Annotated in this window: 15 protein-coding genes, 4 tRNA genes and 1 riboswitch; of the genes, 13 read left to right on the top strand and 6 right to left on the bottom strand. The window is 43.3% G+C overall.

Translation table 11 applies throughout. The features are described from left to right. Positions 1–24 precede the first annotated feature (24 nt). A complete protein-coding gene (locus tag KQP93_RS02135) occupies positions 25–2,124 on the bottom strand; it encodes a TonB-dependent receptor (RefSeq protein ID WP_217875654.1) in 2,100 nt (699 codons plus the stop codon). Between the two features lie 123 nt (positions 2,125–2,247). On the opposite strand from KQP93_RS02135, the gene KQP93_RS02140 reads away from it, so the two are divergent. The 8 genes from KQP93_RS02140 (at position 2,248) to KQP93_RS02175 (ending at position 9,793) form a co-directional block, all read left to right on the top strand. Further along, a complete protein-coding gene (locus KQP93_RS02140) occupies positions 2,248–2,637 on the top strand; it encodes an acyl-CoA thioesterase (RefSeq protein ID WP_054561129.1) in 390 nt (129 codons plus the stop codon). A 124-nt stretch (positions 2,638–2,761) separates the two neighbouring features. Beyond that, a complete protein-coding gene (locus tag KQP93_RS02145) occupies positions 2,762–3,163 on the top strand; it encodes an META domain-containing protein (RefSeq protein WP_217875655.1) in 402 nt (133 codons plus the stop codon). 64 nt (positions 3,164–3,227) lie between these two features. Beyond that, a riboswitch (TPP riboswitch) is annotated at positions 3,228–3,329 on the top strand. A gap of 145 nt (positions 3,330–3,474) precedes the next feature. After that, positions 3,475–5,427 carry a phosphomethylpyrimidine synthase ThiC gene (thiC, locus tag KQP93_RS02150; protein ID WP_254907704.1) on the top strand — a complete coding sequence of 651 codons (1,953 nt, stop codon included), beginning with the start codon at positions 3,475–3,477 and terminating at the stop codon, positions 5,425–5,427. A 73-nt stretch (positions 5,428–5,500) separates the two neighbouring features. After that, positions 5,501–6,505, top strand: a complete 1,005-nt coding sequence (locus KQP93_RS02155; protein ID WP_217875656.1) for an FAD-dependent oxidoreductase — start codon at positions 5,501–5,503, stop codon at positions 6,503–6,505. 8 nt (positions 6,506–6,513) lie between these two features. Further along, positions 6,514–6,711, top strand: a complete 198-nt coding sequence (gene thiS / locus KQP93_RS02160; RefSeq protein WP_058585948.1) for a sulfur carrier protein ThiS — start codon at positions 6,514–6,516, stop codon at positions 6,709–6,711. A gap of 1 nt (position 6,712) precedes the next feature. Next, positions 6,713–7,495, top strand: a complete 783-nt coding sequence (locus KQP93_RS02165) for a thiazole synthase (RefSeq protein ID WP_217875657.1) — start codon at positions 6,713–6,715, stop codon at positions 7,493–7,495. Positions 7,496–7,512: 17 nt separating this feature from the next. Then, positions 7,513–9,030, top strand: a complete 1,518-nt coding sequence (gene thiE / locus KQP93_RS02170; RefSeq protein WP_217875658.1) for a thiamine phosphate synthase — start codon at positions 7,513–7,515, stop codon at positions 9,028–9,030. Positions 9,031–9,037: 7 nt separating this feature from the next. Next, complete coding sequence (locus KQP93_RS02175) at positions 9,038–9,793, top strand: HesA/MoeB/ThiF family protein (RefSeq protein ID WP_217875659.1); 756 nt, start codon at positions 9,038–9,040, stop codon at positions 9,791–9,793. Between the two features lie 64 nt (positions 9,794–9,857). Here the strand turns inward: KQP93_RS02175 and asd are convergent, their stop codons facing one another. Next, positions 9,858–10,724: an archaetidylserine decarboxylase gene (gene asd, locus KQP93_RS02180; RefSeq protein ID WP_175083551.1), complete on the bottom strand. Its 867-nt coding sequence runs from the start codon at positions 10,722–10,724 to the stop codon at positions 9,858–9,860. 18 nt (positions 10,725–10,742) lie between these two features. Further along, complete coding sequence (gene rsgA / locus KQP93_RS02185) at positions 10,743–11,801, bottom strand: small ribosomal subunit biogenesis GTPase RsgA (protein ID WP_217875660.1); 1,059 nt, start codon at positions 11,799–11,801, stop codon at positions 10,743–10,745. 122 nt (positions 11,802–11,923) lie between these two features. Here rsgA and orn point away from each other — a divergent pair, with 122 nt between their 5' ends. The 5 genes from orn to KQP93_RS02210 all read left to right on the top strand — a co-directional run bounded on the left by orn (position 11,924) and on the right by KQP93_RS02210 (position 13,543). After that, positions 11,924–12,469, top strand: coding sequence for an oligoribonuclease (orn, locus tag KQP93_RS02190; protein WP_217875661.1), 546 nt, complete (start codon positions 11,924–11,926; stop codon positions 12,467–12,469). Between the two features lie 259 nt (positions 12,470–12,728). Continuing rightward, positions 12,729–12,804 (top strand) — tRNA-Gly (locus tag KQP93_RS02195). A gap of 168 nt (positions 12,805–12,972) precedes the next feature. Then, positions 12,973–13,048: transfer RNA gene (locus KQP93_RS02200), tRNA-Gly, on the top strand. A 168-nt stretch (positions 13,049–13,216) separates the two neighbouring features. Further along, positions 13,217–13,292, top strand: a tRNA-Gly gene (locus tag KQP93_RS02205). 175 nt (positions 13,293–13,467) lie between these two features. Further along, positions 13,468–13,543 (top strand) — tRNA-Gly (locus KQP93_RS02210). 203 nt (positions 13,544–13,746) lie between these two features. Here KQP93_RS02210 and KQP93_RS02215 read toward each other — a convergent pair. From KQP93_RS02215 to KQP93_RS02225, 3 genes are all read right to left on the bottom strand, one after another. After that, complete coding sequence (locus KQP93_RS02215; protein WP_217875662.1) at positions 13,747–14,172, bottom strand: secondary thiamine-phosphate synthase enzyme YjbQ; 426 nt, start codon at positions 14,170–14,172, stop codon at positions 13,747–13,749. After that, positions 14,169–14,636 (bottom strand): chemotaxis protein CheX, encoded by a 468-nt coding sequence (locus tag KQP93_RS02220; protein WP_054554140.1) that lies wholly within the window; start codon positions 14,634–14,636, stop codon positions 14,169–14,171. The genes KQP93_RS02215 and KQP93_RS02220 overlap by 4 nt, the downstream gene beginning before the upstream one ends. Before the next feature lie 73 nt (positions 14,637–14,709). Beyond that, the gene (locus KQP93_RS02225; RefSeq protein ID WP_054554141.1) at positions 14,710–15,144 is read right to left on the bottom strand and encodes a transcriptional repressor; all 435 of its coding nucleotides are present in this window, start codon (positions 15,142–15,144) and stop codon (positions 14,710–14,712) included. Positions 15,145–15,177: the final 33 nt, after the last annotated feature.

Consider the following 15,177-nt stretch of genomic DNA (forward strand, 5'->3'; position numbering starts at 1 on the left):
GTAAAAAACCTAGCACCTAATTGCTTATAGCTCGTAAATAAATGTCACACCGGCAACCATAGGTTCGCCAAGCTGTGTGTACGTATGAGTGGTGTAACCATCTAATGGATCGTTACCAAACTCAAAACCACGAGTTGGTACGTCTTCGTCAAATAAGTTACGTGCCCAGGCATTAATGCTCCAATTATCACTTTCATAACCAAATGAAGCATTTACTAAGTTGGTGCTTGGTGCTTGTGAGTTATGGCTATCAGAGAAGTAGTAATCGTCTTTGCCTTCCACACCAATTGATGCATAAAGTGCTGGCGTAAAGTTATAACGCGCTGTGAATGCGTATTGGTATTTAGGAGCTTGTGCTTGGTCGCGGCCATCTTGATCTAGGCCTGATTGCGCAACAAAATCGTTGATTTCTGTGTGTAGATAACCTGCACTACCTGTTAGTAGCAAATTGTCAGTAGCTTGGAAGCTGCCTTCAATTTCTAAACCGTAGTTTTCTCCAGAGCTGGCGTTATCGATATAGCCTGTGAATTTTTGACCTTCAACTTGCCACGATTTTAACTGCATATCTTCGCGGTACATGTAGAAAGCGGCAAGACGTAACACAAACTTATCGTCCAAAGAGCTGCCTTTCACACCAAACTCACCGCTCCACAGGTATTCAGGGGCAAATGAGGTGTGATTAGCAAAGAAATCAGCATCTAGGTTTAAGCCTTCGTCTTTTGCTTTTGCTAAAGCTTCAGAGTTAATACCGCCAGCTTTATAGCCACGAGTAATGCTAGTGTAGATCATGGTGCGATCAATGACTTGGTATTCAAGTGCAAGCTTACCGCCCACCATGACATCATCGGTTTCTTCAATAAAACCGTTATTGTCGATGTAGTCACCTTGATACTGCTCAACACGTAAACCTGTGATTAAGGTTGTTTTTGGACCAATAGGTGTTGCTAGTTGGCCATAAGCTGCAATATTGCTGGTTTCATAAGTTGATGCAAATGGTTGCGCCAGCCAAGTGTATTGGCGTTCTAAGTCAACTTCGCGGCCTTGGTAGTAAATACCGGCAACCCACTCACCAGACTTACCGCTAAATTGCAGCTCTGCCGCTTGATCTTGACGATCGCGAAAGTAAGCATCTGTTGAGCTATAGCCCCATTCATGTAAGCCTGCGGCACATAATTCAGGTTGGGCTTCATCATTACACACCCAGTCTTCGTCGTAGCTGTATAACAGCTCGCTGTCGATACCAGATAGGTTTAAGCTGATATCAAATAAATCAAAACCGGTATAAATATTTGCTAGGCCAACCGCAATGCTTTCTTGGTTGTCTTGGCCTGGCTCATCAGCAACACTGTAACGGCTGTTATCTAGTGTGAAGGCGTCATAGCCGTTATTTATATCGATGTAATGTACATTCAGTTCAGTACGCAGATGCTCGGTTAATTGACTGTGTAATTTAAAGCGAGAAACGAGCTCATCTTGTTGTTGGGTATCTTCGCCTAAATAACGGTTTTCTACATAACCATCAGACTCACGTTGATAAATGCTGGCGCGTACTGCTGTGTCGTCGGTAATACCCGTACCTGCGGCAATACCTGCTTCATAGCTGTTGTAGTTGCCCGCACCTAATTGTATTTTCACACTTGGGTCAAGAGTGGGTGTTGCAGACTCCATTTGAATCATGCCAGCTAAGGCATCAGCACCAAAGCGAGTCCCTTGTGGGCCGCGATAAATTTCAACTTGGTCGATATCAAATAACAGCGAACTGCCGCCTAAACCAGAGTAGTTAATACCGTCGATCACTAAGCCAACCGAAGGGTTAATAGGGTCAACAAACTGTGAGCGTAAACCAACACCACGAATTTGCACGAAACGACCACGAGATGCGCCTGAGGTAAAGTTTACATTCGCTGCACTAGCAAGCATTTCATCTAAAAACTTTGCACCACGTTGATTGATTTCATGGTCTGAAAACAAGCTTGCGCTGGCACTAAGGGTTTGAATGCTTTCTCTTTTGAAATCACCGGTAACTTCAATCGTTTCTAGATCACCGTCTTCAGCGTAAGCAATCGAAGATGCTGCGAATAAAGGCAGGATGGCAGCAGATAATAATGATAAACGTCGTTTCATGCGGATTCTTAACTCCATTTTCGGGACTGCTATTCTAGCAACCTAGCTAGCCAAATGGCTATAAAATCAATTTTTATGGTATAAACGCAGGCAATTATACGTAAATTGATTAGGAATACGACTATGACCTTTAAAGTCGACTTTAAAGTGCGTGATTATGAGTGTGATTTACAAGGTATTGTAAATAACAGTGTTTATTTTAATTACCTAGAGCATGCTCGCCATGAGTTTTTACATGCTCAAGGTATCGACTTTGCAAAGCTAGCAAGAGAAAAAGTAAACCTTGTCGTGCTACGTAGCGAAATGGATTACAAGGCATCACTAGTGCCGGGCGATGAATTTTACGTTGCAGTTGAGCCTGAGCGTATCAGCCGTTTAAAGTTTGCTTTTAGGCAAACAGTGTATCGCAAACATGACGATAAAGTGATGCTGCAAGCTTTGGTGATTGGTACGTCGGTAAATGAAAAAGGTCGTCCTTTTTTACCAGAAGAAGTCGATAACTTATTCAAATAGTCTGCCTTGTTATTTAAAAAGCTAACTTAGAACAATTTTTTACAGATAAAACATGTTTTTTTAACGATTAATTGCGTTAAATGTTGTTATTATTACTACATTGAAATTTGAATCGTAAAAAATTATGAAGTTAGTAGCCTTGCCCCTTCTTTTAGTATTATTTTGCATGGGTTGCTCATCGACAGGGACTGTCACTAGTGAGCAATTAAAATATACACAGTGGCAATTATCAAAAGTGAATGGCTTAGCTATTCCTGTATCTCAAAAAGCCTCTATACGCTTTATCGAAGCGATGCAAGTTAACGGTTTTGCTGGCTGTAATAAATTTTTTGGTGAAGGTGCGCTCAGCGAAGATACGCTAACAGTAAATAAGTTAGGTATGACACGTAAATCTTGTGGTGAGCAAGTTAATGAGCTTGAGCAGCAATTATTGTCTGCGCTAAAAGAAGGTGCGGCAATAACTCTAAGAGGCGAGAAACTAACTCTGCAAGGTGAACATCATTTTACCTTCATTGCAAAAAACTAAAGTGGCTGAGCTTGCAGCAATTTTTTAACTGGCGTACACTCAGGGCGTTTTAAAAGAAACGAATTTATACTTGTCGGAGTGCCTTTAATAAGGCTGAGATCGCGAAAGCGGGATCCGTGAACCTGATCAGGCTAACACCTGCGTAGGGAACAAGCTGCCTCACTGGGCGCTTGTGCGCCAAATTTATGGGGCATAAGCGGCACAGGCTGCACTAGTAAGCACTTAGCTTATTAACGATCCAATGGCGTTTGCCACTCTCTATTGCACTTGCAATATCTGACAAGACAACCCTTAAAGCAATGAGGTAAGTCATGTCAAATACAACAACTAAACCATCTCGCCGCGAAGTTCGTGCGGCTGCATCAGATTATATTTATAACTTAACGGGTCAACCCTTTCCTAATTCTCATAAAGTTTATGTAGAAGGCACACAAGACAATGTACGAGTAGGGATGCGTGAAATCACCCTAAGCGATACCTTTATCGGTGGTACAGAAGAAAACCCAGTATTTGAATCTAATGCGCCAATTCGTGTTTACGATACCTCGGGCCCATACACTGATCCCGACTTTAAACTTGATGTGCGCAAGGGTCTTGAGAAATACCGTGAAAAGTGGATTGAAAGCCGTGGCGACACTGAAATTTTAGACTCAGTGACTTCGCAATTTTCTCAACAGCGAATGGCAGATGAAGGGTTAGACCATATCCGCTTTGAACACCTACCAAAGATCCGCCGTGCAAAAGCAGGCAAAAACGTTACCCAAATGCATTATGCGCGACAAGGTATCGTGACGCCTGAAATGGAATATGTCGCGATCCGTGAAAACATGGGACGCGCTAAAATTCGCGAAGAGTTACTTGCGGCCCAGCACAAAGGCGAATCGTTTGGCGCTAGTATTCCTGATTTTATTACCTCTGAATTTGTGCGTGATGAAATTGCCCGTGGCCGCGCCGTGCTTCCTAACAACATTAACCACCCAGAAACTGAGCCGATGATCATTGGCCGAAACTTCTTAGTTAAGGTGAACGCGAATATTGGTAATTCATCGGTCACATCATCAATTGAAGAAGAAGTAGAAAAAATGGTGTGGTCGACTCGTTGGGGCGCCGACACGGTAATGGACTTATCAACGGGCCGTTATATTCACGAAACCCGTGAGTGGGTGGTGCGTAACTCGCCAGTGCCAATTGGTACCGTACCAATTTACCAAGCGCTTGAAAAAGTAAACGGCGTGGCTGAAGACTTAACGTGGGAGATTTTCCGCGATACCTTGATTGAACAAGCAGAACAGGGTGTTGATTACTTTACCATTCACGCTGGTGTATTGTTGCGTTACGTGCCGATGACAGCAAAGCGTGTTACCGGTATTGTTTCGCGTGGTGGCTCAATCATGGCTAAATGGTGTTTAGCGCACCATAAAGAAAACTTCTTATACACGCACTTTGAAGAAATTTGTGAAATTTTAAAACAGTATGATGTGTGTTTTTCATTAGGTGATGGTCTGCGCCCGGGTTCTATTGCCGATGCTAATGACGAAGCCCAGTTCAGCGAATTACGTACTTTAGGTGAGCTGACAAAACTTGCTTGGAAACATGATGTGCAAGTGTTCATTGAAGGCCCTGGCCATGTGCCAATGCATATGATCAAAGAGAACATGGAAGAGCAGCTAAAACACTGTGAGGAAGCACCGTTTTATACTCTTGGTCCATTAACCACGGATATTGCACCGGGGTACGATCACTTCACATCAGGTATTGGCGCTGCGCAAATTGCTTGGTACGGCTGTGCCATGCTTTGTTATGTAACCCCTAAAGAGCATTTAGGCTTACCAAACAAAGAAGACGTTAAAGAAGGTTTAATCACCTACAAGATTGCTGCCCATGCAGCCGATTTGGCAAAAGGCCACCCGGGTGCGCAAGAGCGCGACAACGCATTATCAAAAGCGCGCTTTGAGTTCCGTTGGCACGACCAATTTAACCTAGGTTTAGACCCAGAACGCGCCCGCGAATATCATGACGAAACACTGCCACAAGAATCAGGCAAGATTGCACATTTCTGCTCTATGTGTGGCCCTAAGTTCTGCTCGATGAAAATCACTCAAGAAGTACGTGATTATGCCAAAGATCTTGAAGCAAGAGGCATAGATCCAAATAACGTAGGTGATGCTATCGAAATCAAAATGGTCGATGTTGAAGCCGAAATGAAAGCGAAATCAGACGAGTTCAAAAAAACAGGCTCAGAGATTTACCACAAAGCCGTTTAATTGATGGAGCTAGGCATCAGCGATAGGCTCTGGGTTTTTACCTAGGGCCTAGAGCCTAGGGCCTAGAAAGTTTATGTCATTAAAGATAGCGATACTGGGCTTTGGTTTAACTGGCCGTTTAACTGCATTAGCACTTGCTAAAGAGCATCAGCTGAGTGTGTTTGAGCAAGATGATGAACATGCTAGCAGCAGTGCCGGTAGCGTTGCTGCAGCGATGTTGGCACCCCTTGCTGAATCAGTCTTGTGTGAACAGGATTTAGCCCTACAAGGGCTTAATAGCATCACTCGTTGGCAGCAAATTTTAAGTGAACTCGATGACGCTGTGTATTTTCAACAAACAGGCAGTTTAGTGGTTGCTCATCAGCAAGATAAGGGCGATTTACAAAGTTTTGTGAGCCGCTTAAAACCGCTTGAAAGCTATCAGGCACAGACATTGGTTGGCACTCAAATCGCTGATCTTGAGCCTGAACTTGCTGGGCGGTTTCATCAAGGTGTGTATTTACCTTGTGAAGGGCAGCTCGATAATCAGGCATTTTATGGCGCTAGTTTTAAAAAACTTACCTCGCAAGGTGTGCAATTTAACTTTGGCTGTAAAGTTGAATTGAACGCCCATCAAGTGAATGGCCAAAGCTATGATTATGTATTTGATTGCCGCGGCTTAGGTGCTAAACAGGCTGAACCCTTACTGCGTGGAGTAAGAGGGGAAGTAGCACGTTTATATGCACCAGAGGTGAACCTAACCAGACCGATACGACTGATGCATCCGCGTTACCCAATTTATATTGCTCCTAAGCCAAATCATCAATTTGTGATTGGTGCGACTGAAATCGAATCGCAAGACACAGGTAAAGTCACCGTGCGCTCGGCGCTGGAGTTATTATCTGCTGCTTATACGGTGCATAGTGGCTTTGCTGAAGGGCGTATCGAGAGCTTGCAATCGGGGCTTCGCCCTGCGTTTGCAGACAACCGTCCTAAAGTCACAAAGCAAGGTCGAGTGATCAGTATTAATGGCTTGTACCGTCATGGCTATCTACTTGCGCCTAAAGTGGTTGATGATGCAGTGAGCTTAATTGCTTAAGGATAAAAATGAATATTTTAATTAATGGTCAGTCAGTTACAGTAAGCGAGAATACATCGCTCACTCAGGCGTTGAGCCAGTTTGGCGCAAGACCCCCATTTGCTGTTGCCGTAAATGGTGACTTTGTACCGCGCAGCCAATGCGATGCTAAAACCCTCAACGAAGGCGACAGCATTGAGTTATTGTCGCCAATTCAAGGAGGCTAAGATGGATAGTTTTTCGGTTTATGGTGAGCAATTTACGAGTCGGTTACTGATTGGCTCAGCACTGTACCCTTCGCCAAGTATTATGCAGGATTCGATAGTGGCCTCGCAGGCTGAAATTGTCACGGTTTCATTAAGACGTCAGCAAAGTGTTGCTGCGGGTGATGATTTTTGGCAATTGATAAAAAACACCGGGTTAAAGGTGCTGCCAAATACGGCGGGTTGCCATAGCGTAAAAGAAGCAGTGACCTTGGCACAAATGTGCCGCGAAGTATTTGCCACTGATTGGATCAAGTTAGAGTTGATTGGTGATGAATATAATTTACAGCCAGATCCAATCGCATTGCTCGAAGCCACTAAAATTTTATTGGCCGATGGCTTTAAAGTTTTGCCTTATTGCACAGATGATTTAGTGCTGTGTCAGCGCCTCGCTGATTTAGGCTGCGAAGTATTAATGCCTTGGGGCGCACCGATTGGCACGGGTAAAGGCTTGCTGAATCCTTATAACTTAAAAATGATCCGTGAGCGTTTGCCAAACCATACGTTAATTGTTGATGCGGGCTTAGGTTTACCATCTCATGCCTGCCAAGCGCTTGAATTAGGGTATGATGCCGTATTATTAAATTCGGCAATTGCAGGTGCAGGTTGCCCAGTAACGATGAGTAAAGCGTTTAAGAGTGCGGTTGAAGCGGGGCGATATAGCTATTTGGCTAAAGCGATGCCAGAAAAAGACGTAGCAAGCCCATCAACGCCGACGCTTGGAATGCCATTTTGGCATCAAGAATAAAAAATGTGAGGAATAACATGAATCAGGTTGTATGGACCATAGCTGGCTCAGATTCGGGCGGCGGTGCAGGAATTCAAGCCGACATAAAGGCAATGCAAAGTTTTAATGTACACGGCTGTACGGTTATTACTGCTTTAACGGCACAAAATAGTTTAGGTGTAGAAGCGCTTAACCCGATTTCAACAGAAGTGATTGAGTCGCAATTATTAGCCTTAGCCAGTGATATACCTGCCAACGTGATTAAAATTGGTATGCTTGCTAATGTGCAGCAAATACAGCTTATTAGTGAGCATTTAAAACATTACAAAGCAACTTGGGTAGAGCCGCCTTTAGTTGTTTATGATCCTGTTGCCATTGCCTCAAGTGGTGATTTACTAACAGAAGAAGATACCGTTAGTGCCATCAAAGAGTGCTTATTGCCATTAGTCGATGTAGTAACACCGAACACCCACGAAACGCAGCTATTAACCGGTGTTTATTTGATTGGTCCAAGTGCAGTGAAAGAAGCCGCAGAAAAGTTAATCGGCTTTGGTGCAAAAACGGTGGTTATCAAAGGAGGTCATTGGGATTACCCAAGTGGCTATTGCATTGATTACTGCGTGCAAGGTGAGCAGGAATATTGGCTTGGTAACGAAAAAATTCAAACTCCGCATAGTCACGGTACTGGATGCAGTATGGCCTCTGTGATTGCTGCGTGTTTAGCCAAACAGTATCCACTCAAAGATGCCTTTATTTTAGCGAAAGCCTATATCAACCAAGGATTAAAAGCAGCCGTTCGATATGGTGAAGGGATTGGACCTGTTGCACACACTTGCTTTCCAACAAATCTAGAAGATTACCCACAAGTCATCGAGGCGGGAAGTTGGCTAGGTGATGAGCTCGACTTTGATTGCCCGGTTGATTTTACCATGGCAGCAGGTTTTACCGAGTGCGACTCTAAACAGCTTGGGCTATATGCCGTTGTAGATACGGTTGATTGGTTAGAGAAGTGTTTAGCCGAAGGGGTTAAAACAGTTCAATTAAGAATGAAAAATGCAGACGATGCAGCACTTAATGAGTCGATTGCAAGTGCGGTTATGCTGGGGCAGAAGTACGATGCGCAGGTGTATATTAATGATTATTGGCAATTGGCGGTTAAGCACGGCGCTTATGGTGTGCATTTAGGGCAAGAAGACTTACAAACCGCTAATTTAATTGCCATAAAAGAGGCGGGGTTACGCTTAGGTGTTTCGACTCATGGCTTTTATGAGATGCTGCGTGCACATAATTACAGACCAAGTTATATGGCGTTTGGTGCTATTTATCCAACCACCACCAAAGACATGACTGGGCAAATTCAGGGCTTAGAAAAGCTCGAAAAATTTGTGCCGTTAATGGCCGATTATCCAACGGTCGCGATTGGTGGAATTGACTTATCTCGTGCTGAGCAAGTTGCGAAAACGGGTGTTGGCAGTGTTGCCGTAGTACGTGCGATTACTGAAGCCGAAAACTACCAAGCAGTCATTGCCAGGTTAAAACAGCTGGTCGAAGGTTAGTCTTAATATGAGCGCGTTAAGCGACAAAGAGCAAATTCGTTATAGCCGCCATTTACTATTAAAAGAGGTGGGGCATGCGGGTCAGCAGAAGTTAAAGACTGCACATATTGTGGTTGTCGGAGCTGGTGGGCTTGGCTCACCAGCACTGTTTTATTTAGCGGCAGCAGGAATAGGAACGCTCACTTTGATTGACGACGATAAAGTTGAGCTTTCAAATCTACAGCGACAAATACTCTATAAAGTAAACCACATGGGGCAGGCAAAAACACAGGCGGCTGCCAAGGTGTTAAGCAGTTTAAATAATCAAATTACGGTTAAGCCTCTAAGCCAAAAGCTTGATGAAAGTAACTGTGCTGAACTACTTGAAGGTGCTGACATCATCCTCGATTGCAGTGATAACTTTGCTACCCGTTATTTGGTTAATGGCTATTGTTTAGCTAAATCTATCCCACTTGTATCAGCTGCCGCTATTGCAACGCAGGGGCAGGTGATGAGTTTTGATTTTCGTGATGAACAGAGCCCTTGTTATGGTTGTGTATTCCCGCAAACGGAGGAGCAAACAGCGCTTAATTGTGACAATGCAGGGGTATTGAGCCCGTTACTGGGTGTTATTGGGAGCATGCAAAGTTTATTGGCTATCAATATATTGCTTAGCCATAAAACGGGTAGCGAGTTTATTCAATTTGATGGGCTAACACTAATGCAGCAGCGCTTTAATATTCAAAAAGATAGTGAATGCTCGGAGTGTAATCGTGGGGTGTAGGCGCGGTTTATAGTGAATTTTAAGCAAACCACTTTTGCTCAAGTGGTTTGCTTAATTGAACTTATTAATCGTTAATTTTCGCAAATGGTGTGCCCATGCGCGTCACTGTTTCTGGGTGTTGATCTGATAAGAACTCAGCTTGATTTGCACCCCAGGCTAAAATAACGGTAGAGCCTAATTTAAAGCGACCCATTTCTTCACCCTTCTTCAGAGTAATCGCGTTGTCACCTGTGGTTGGGTAATTCCAACTAAATACATCTTTACCTGCTGGTGGCGTGACTGTGCCTGCCCAGATAGTCTCGATGCTAGCAACAATTGTCGCACCAACAAGCACCATGGCTAGCGGGCCAATTTCGGTTTCGAAGATAGCTACAACACGCTCGTTACGAGCAAATAGGTTAGGTACATTTTGTGCTGTTAACGGGTTTACCGAAAATAAATCACCCGGTACGTAGATCATTTTGCTCAGCGTACCATCAACAGGCATATGAATACGGTGGTAATCTTTAGGCGCTAAATAAATAGTTGCAAACTTACCGCCTAAAAACGGCGCTGTGTCTTCTTCTTTGCCACCAAGGAGTGCTTGTAAGCTGTAGTCATGGCCTTTTGCTTGGATGATTTGACCGTCTACTACATCGCCTAATTGGCTAATTGCACCATCAACTGGGTGAGCAATAATGTCGCTTTCTTCAGCAAGTGGACGAATACCTTCTTTTAATGGGCGAGTGAAAAACTCATTAAAAGTTTTGTAATGAGCTGGATCTGGGTATTTAGCCTCACTCATATCAATTTTGTATTGTTTGATAAACAATTTAATTAAGGCCGTTGTTAAGCCACCCGCTTTTGCTGCTGCTAACTTGCCAACCATGCGCGAAATGAAATGTTTTGGCATGGCATATTGCATAGCAATTTTGAATTTATCTAAACTCACTTGTTATTTCCTAAATAGTTATACGCGAGGAGCGCGTGCACCAGCACGGCCGTCGGCCATAGTTTCTAAAATTCGGTGGTAACTGTCAAAACGAAGTTCTGAAATTTCACCATCATCAACAGCTTGGCGAATTATACAGCCAGGATCGTTTAAATGCTTACAATCGCGAAAACGACAGCCACCAATAAAATCGCGGAACTCTTTAAAGCACCATGTAACGCGCTCAACATCTAAATGCCATAAGCCAAACTCACGAATTCCTGGTGAGTCGATTAGGTTACCACCACTCGGTAAATGGTGTAATCGCGATACGGTTGTTGTGTGTTGGCCAAGGCCGCTGTTCTCAGAGACTTCTTGGGTTAGGATGTCAGCATCAGGCAGTACAGTGTTTACTAAGGTTGATTTACCCACACCACTTTGACCAACAAAGATGCTGTTCTTATCGACCAGTTTTTGTTTAAGCTCATCAATGCCTTGACCGGTTTTATTACTGACTAACAGTACTTGATAACCTAGCTCACGATAGATATCGAGAATTTCATCAATAAAAGCAAGGCCTTCATCGTCAATTAAATCTATTTTGTTAAGCACTAAAATAGGCTCAATACCCATGTCTTCACAGGCAACTAAATAGCGGTCGATAATGTTTGGCGTAAACTCAGGCAATACCGCAGAGACCATTAAAATTTGGTCGATATTGGCTGCGACGACTTTTACCCCGTCATAAAAATCAGGGCGCGTTAGTTGTGAGCGACGCTCATGGGTTGCTTCAATAACGCCAGCTAAGTCGCCTTCGCTAACTTTTGCACGGCGAAAAATAACTTCATCACCACACACAAGGTTCGATACGGTTCTGCGTATATTACAGCGCAGCACTTCGCCTGATTCGGTTTCAATGTCGGCATGTTGGCCAAATCGACTGATCACAACCGCATTTTCGGCAGGGCCTAAATTATCATTTTGCCATTGCACAGTTGCCCCTTTCTGTTGCTTTTTGTCAGCATTAGAGAGGCGTTTTTGATGATTGGCCTTAATTCGACGCGATTGGCCTTTACTTAATTTCTTTTGTTTTGCCACTTTTGGCCTATAACTTGAGTAAATGTCGGGCTTTTTGAAAAAAAAGCTTTAGGTCGACTGATGATACTAATATGATATATCTAAATGCGTTGGATCTAAAGGAAAGCACCGCTAAGGTAACTATGTCTTTTCATAAATCAAATCTTATCTGGCTCGACCTGGAAATGACAGGCCTCGAACCAGCAACAGATAAAATACTCGAAATTGCCACTGTTGTCACCGACAGTGATTTAAACATCTTGGCTGAAGGCCCTGTTATTGCTATTCATCAAAGCGATGAACTGCTTGATGGCATGGACGAGTGGTGCACGACTCAGCACGGTCAATCTGGTTTAACAGCTCGTTGTAAAGCAAGCAAATTCACTGAACAAGATGCTATTGATCAAACATTGGCATTTTTAAAGCAATGGGTACCTGCGGGTGCTTCACCTATGTGTGGTAATTCTATCGGCCAAGACCGCCGTTTTATGAATAAGTACATGCCTGAATTGGAAGACTACTTTCACTACCGTAACCTTGATGTGAGTACAGTTAAAGAACTTGCACGTCGTTGGAAACCTGACGTATTAGCGCAAGTGAACAAAAAAGGTTCACATCTAGCCCTCGACGATATCAAAGATTCGATCATGGAATTAAAGGTTTACCAAGAAAAATTCTTTAATTTGTAAAAAACATTTGCAAACACATCGGATTATTGTAGAATCCTGCCCCGCTTAAGACGTTAACCCCCGCGGGGTTGGTATGTCTCTAAGTAATTGAATGCGGCACTAGCTCAGTTGCCAGAACGTTTACCGCAACCTTCAAGGTTGTGCACCAACGGACAAATTACTGACTACTTTTGAATGCGGCACTAGCTCAGTTGCCAGAACGTTTTACCGCAACCTTTAGGTTGTGCGCCAACGGACAAATTACTGACTACTTTTGAATGCGGCACTAGCTCAGTTGGTAGAGCGCAACCTTGCCAAGGTTGAGGTCACGAGTTCGAGCCTCGTGTGCCGCTCCAATTTCTCACCAAAAGAAATTGGTTTAAGTTTCAAGGGGAAAGTAACTAACTTGAAGCTTGTAACTTAAAACTAGTAACTTATTGTGTGGCACTAGCTCAGTTGCCAGAACGTTTTACCGCAACCTTCAAGGTTGTGCGCCAACGGACAAATTACTGACTACTTATAAAGCGGCACTAGCTCAGTTGGTAGAGCGCAACCTTGCCAAGGTTGAGGTCACGAGTTCGAGCCTCGTGTGCCGCTCCAATTTCTAACCAAAAGAAATTGGCTTAAGTTTCAAGAAGAAAGTAACTAACTTGAAGCTTGTAACTTAAAACTAGTAACTTATTGTGCGGCACTAGCTCAGTTGCCAGAACGTTTTACCGCAACCTTCAAGGTTGTGCGCCAACGGACAAATTACTGACTACTTATAAAGCGGCACTAGCTCAGTTGGTAGAGCGCAACCTTGCCAAGGTTGAGGTCACGAGTTCGAGCCTCGTGTGCCGCTCCAATTTCTCACCAAAAGAAATTGGCTAAGTTTCAAGAGGAAAGTTGAAAGCTCCAAGCTATTCAAACTTGAATCTTGTAACTAGAAACTTATTTATGCGACACTAGCTCAGTTGCCAGAACGTTTCACCGCAACCTTCAGGTTGTGCGACAACGGACAAATCACTGACTACTTAAAAGCGGCACTAGCTCAGTTGGTAGAGCGCAACCTTGCCAAGGTTGAGGTCACGAGTTCGAGCCTCGTGTGCCGCTCCAATCTCTAAAAAATCCCAAAAACACTTTCTTAAATAATTTAGTTAATACCAAGTTTTGCTTACAGCTTACAGCTTACAGCTTACAGCTTACAGCTTACAGCTTACAGCTTACAGCTTACAGCTTACAGCTTACAGCTTACAGCTTACAGCTTACAGCTTACAGCTTACAGCTTACAGCTTATAGCTTATAGCTTATAGCTAGTTTTAGATCTGGCCTTGAACCGTCGCGACAATACGTCTAGCGCCACCATGATCTCGGTGTTCACCTAAATAGATACCTTGCCAAGTACCTAGCATTAAACGGCCTTGGTTAATTGGAATAGTGAGTTCAGCACCTAGCGTACTGCTTTTTATGTGGGCTGGCATGTCGTCATCACCTTCATAATCATGGCGGTAATAACTTTGTCGTTCTGGCACAAAATGATTAAAGTGACTTTCCATATCCATTCTTACTGTAGGATCTGCATTTTCGTTAATAGTTAAGCTTGCAGAAGTGTGTTGAATGAATAGGTGTAATAAGCCGACTTTGTATTGTGCTATTTCAGGAAGTTGACGAAGTAGCTCGTCATCAATGATGTGAAAGCCTCGTGAGCGAGGCTTCAATTGAATGGTTTTTTGCTGCCAGCTCATAGTTTATCAAAGCTAACTTCAATATTGGCGTTACCATCAGCAGACGTGAATGGAATTAACACCTTGGCGCCTTCACATTTATGTGCAATTGTATGTCCCTTACCAGACACTACAACTGGTGTTGCCATATCAAACTCATAGCCTTTTTCGCCAAGTAGGTTTTTAGCGCCACCTGTTACCATGTTAGTAATTTCACCTACCATGTCGGTTACTTCTTCGTTCACCGTATCAGGGCGTTCACCTAGCATTCTTTCCATAATCGTCAGTGCTAAATTTTCATCAAAGGTGATTGAAAGTGAACCTTTAGTTTGTGGGCCAACCATACCAATCAAACCTGATACATCGCCACGGGCTAGTTCGTCTTTCTTTAAACTAGGTTTGCCCGGCTTTAATTCTGTTTGAGCCATAGTGCTCAATACATTTAATAATGATGATAAAAAAGGGTTGATGAACTCCACATTCATTATTTATTTTCCCTTAGGTTTCGAAATGCCGTTAATCATACTTTAAGTGTAGTGGTTGTTTCAAACACCGCACTTATTCTTTGCATTTTTCGCATTTACCGTGCGCTTCAATTGTTTGTCCTGAGACAATAAACCCACTTTCTGCCGCTAAGTTATTAAGTTCATGAGAAATTACTGTTGAATGTAATTCTTTTACATAACCACAGCTGTCACAAATTAATAACTGTACAGGGTGAATGTGATCAAAATGATGGCACAACATAAATGAGTTGGTGCTTTCAATTTTATGAATAAAGCCAAGTTCCGATAAGAAATCGAGCGCTCGATAAATAGTGGCCGGTTTTGCGCCTGACTCAGTTAATTTGAGTTGTTCTAATAGGTCATAAGCACCCACACCACCTTGCGCACTAGCTAACAGGCGGAATACTTTTTCACGGATAGGTGTGAAACGTGCACCACGATTATCGCATACTTGTTTTGCTTTACTGACGAGTGATTCTATATTCATCTTCTCTTATCCTTACGCTACCGTGATATACTA

This window comes from Pseudoalteromonas shioyasakiensis, from assembly GCF_019134595.1.
GTDB classification, from domain to species: domain Bacteria; phylum Pseudomonadota; class Gammaproteobacteria; order Enterobacterales; family Alteromonadaceae; genus Pseudoalteromonas; species Pseudoalteromonas shioyasakiensis_A.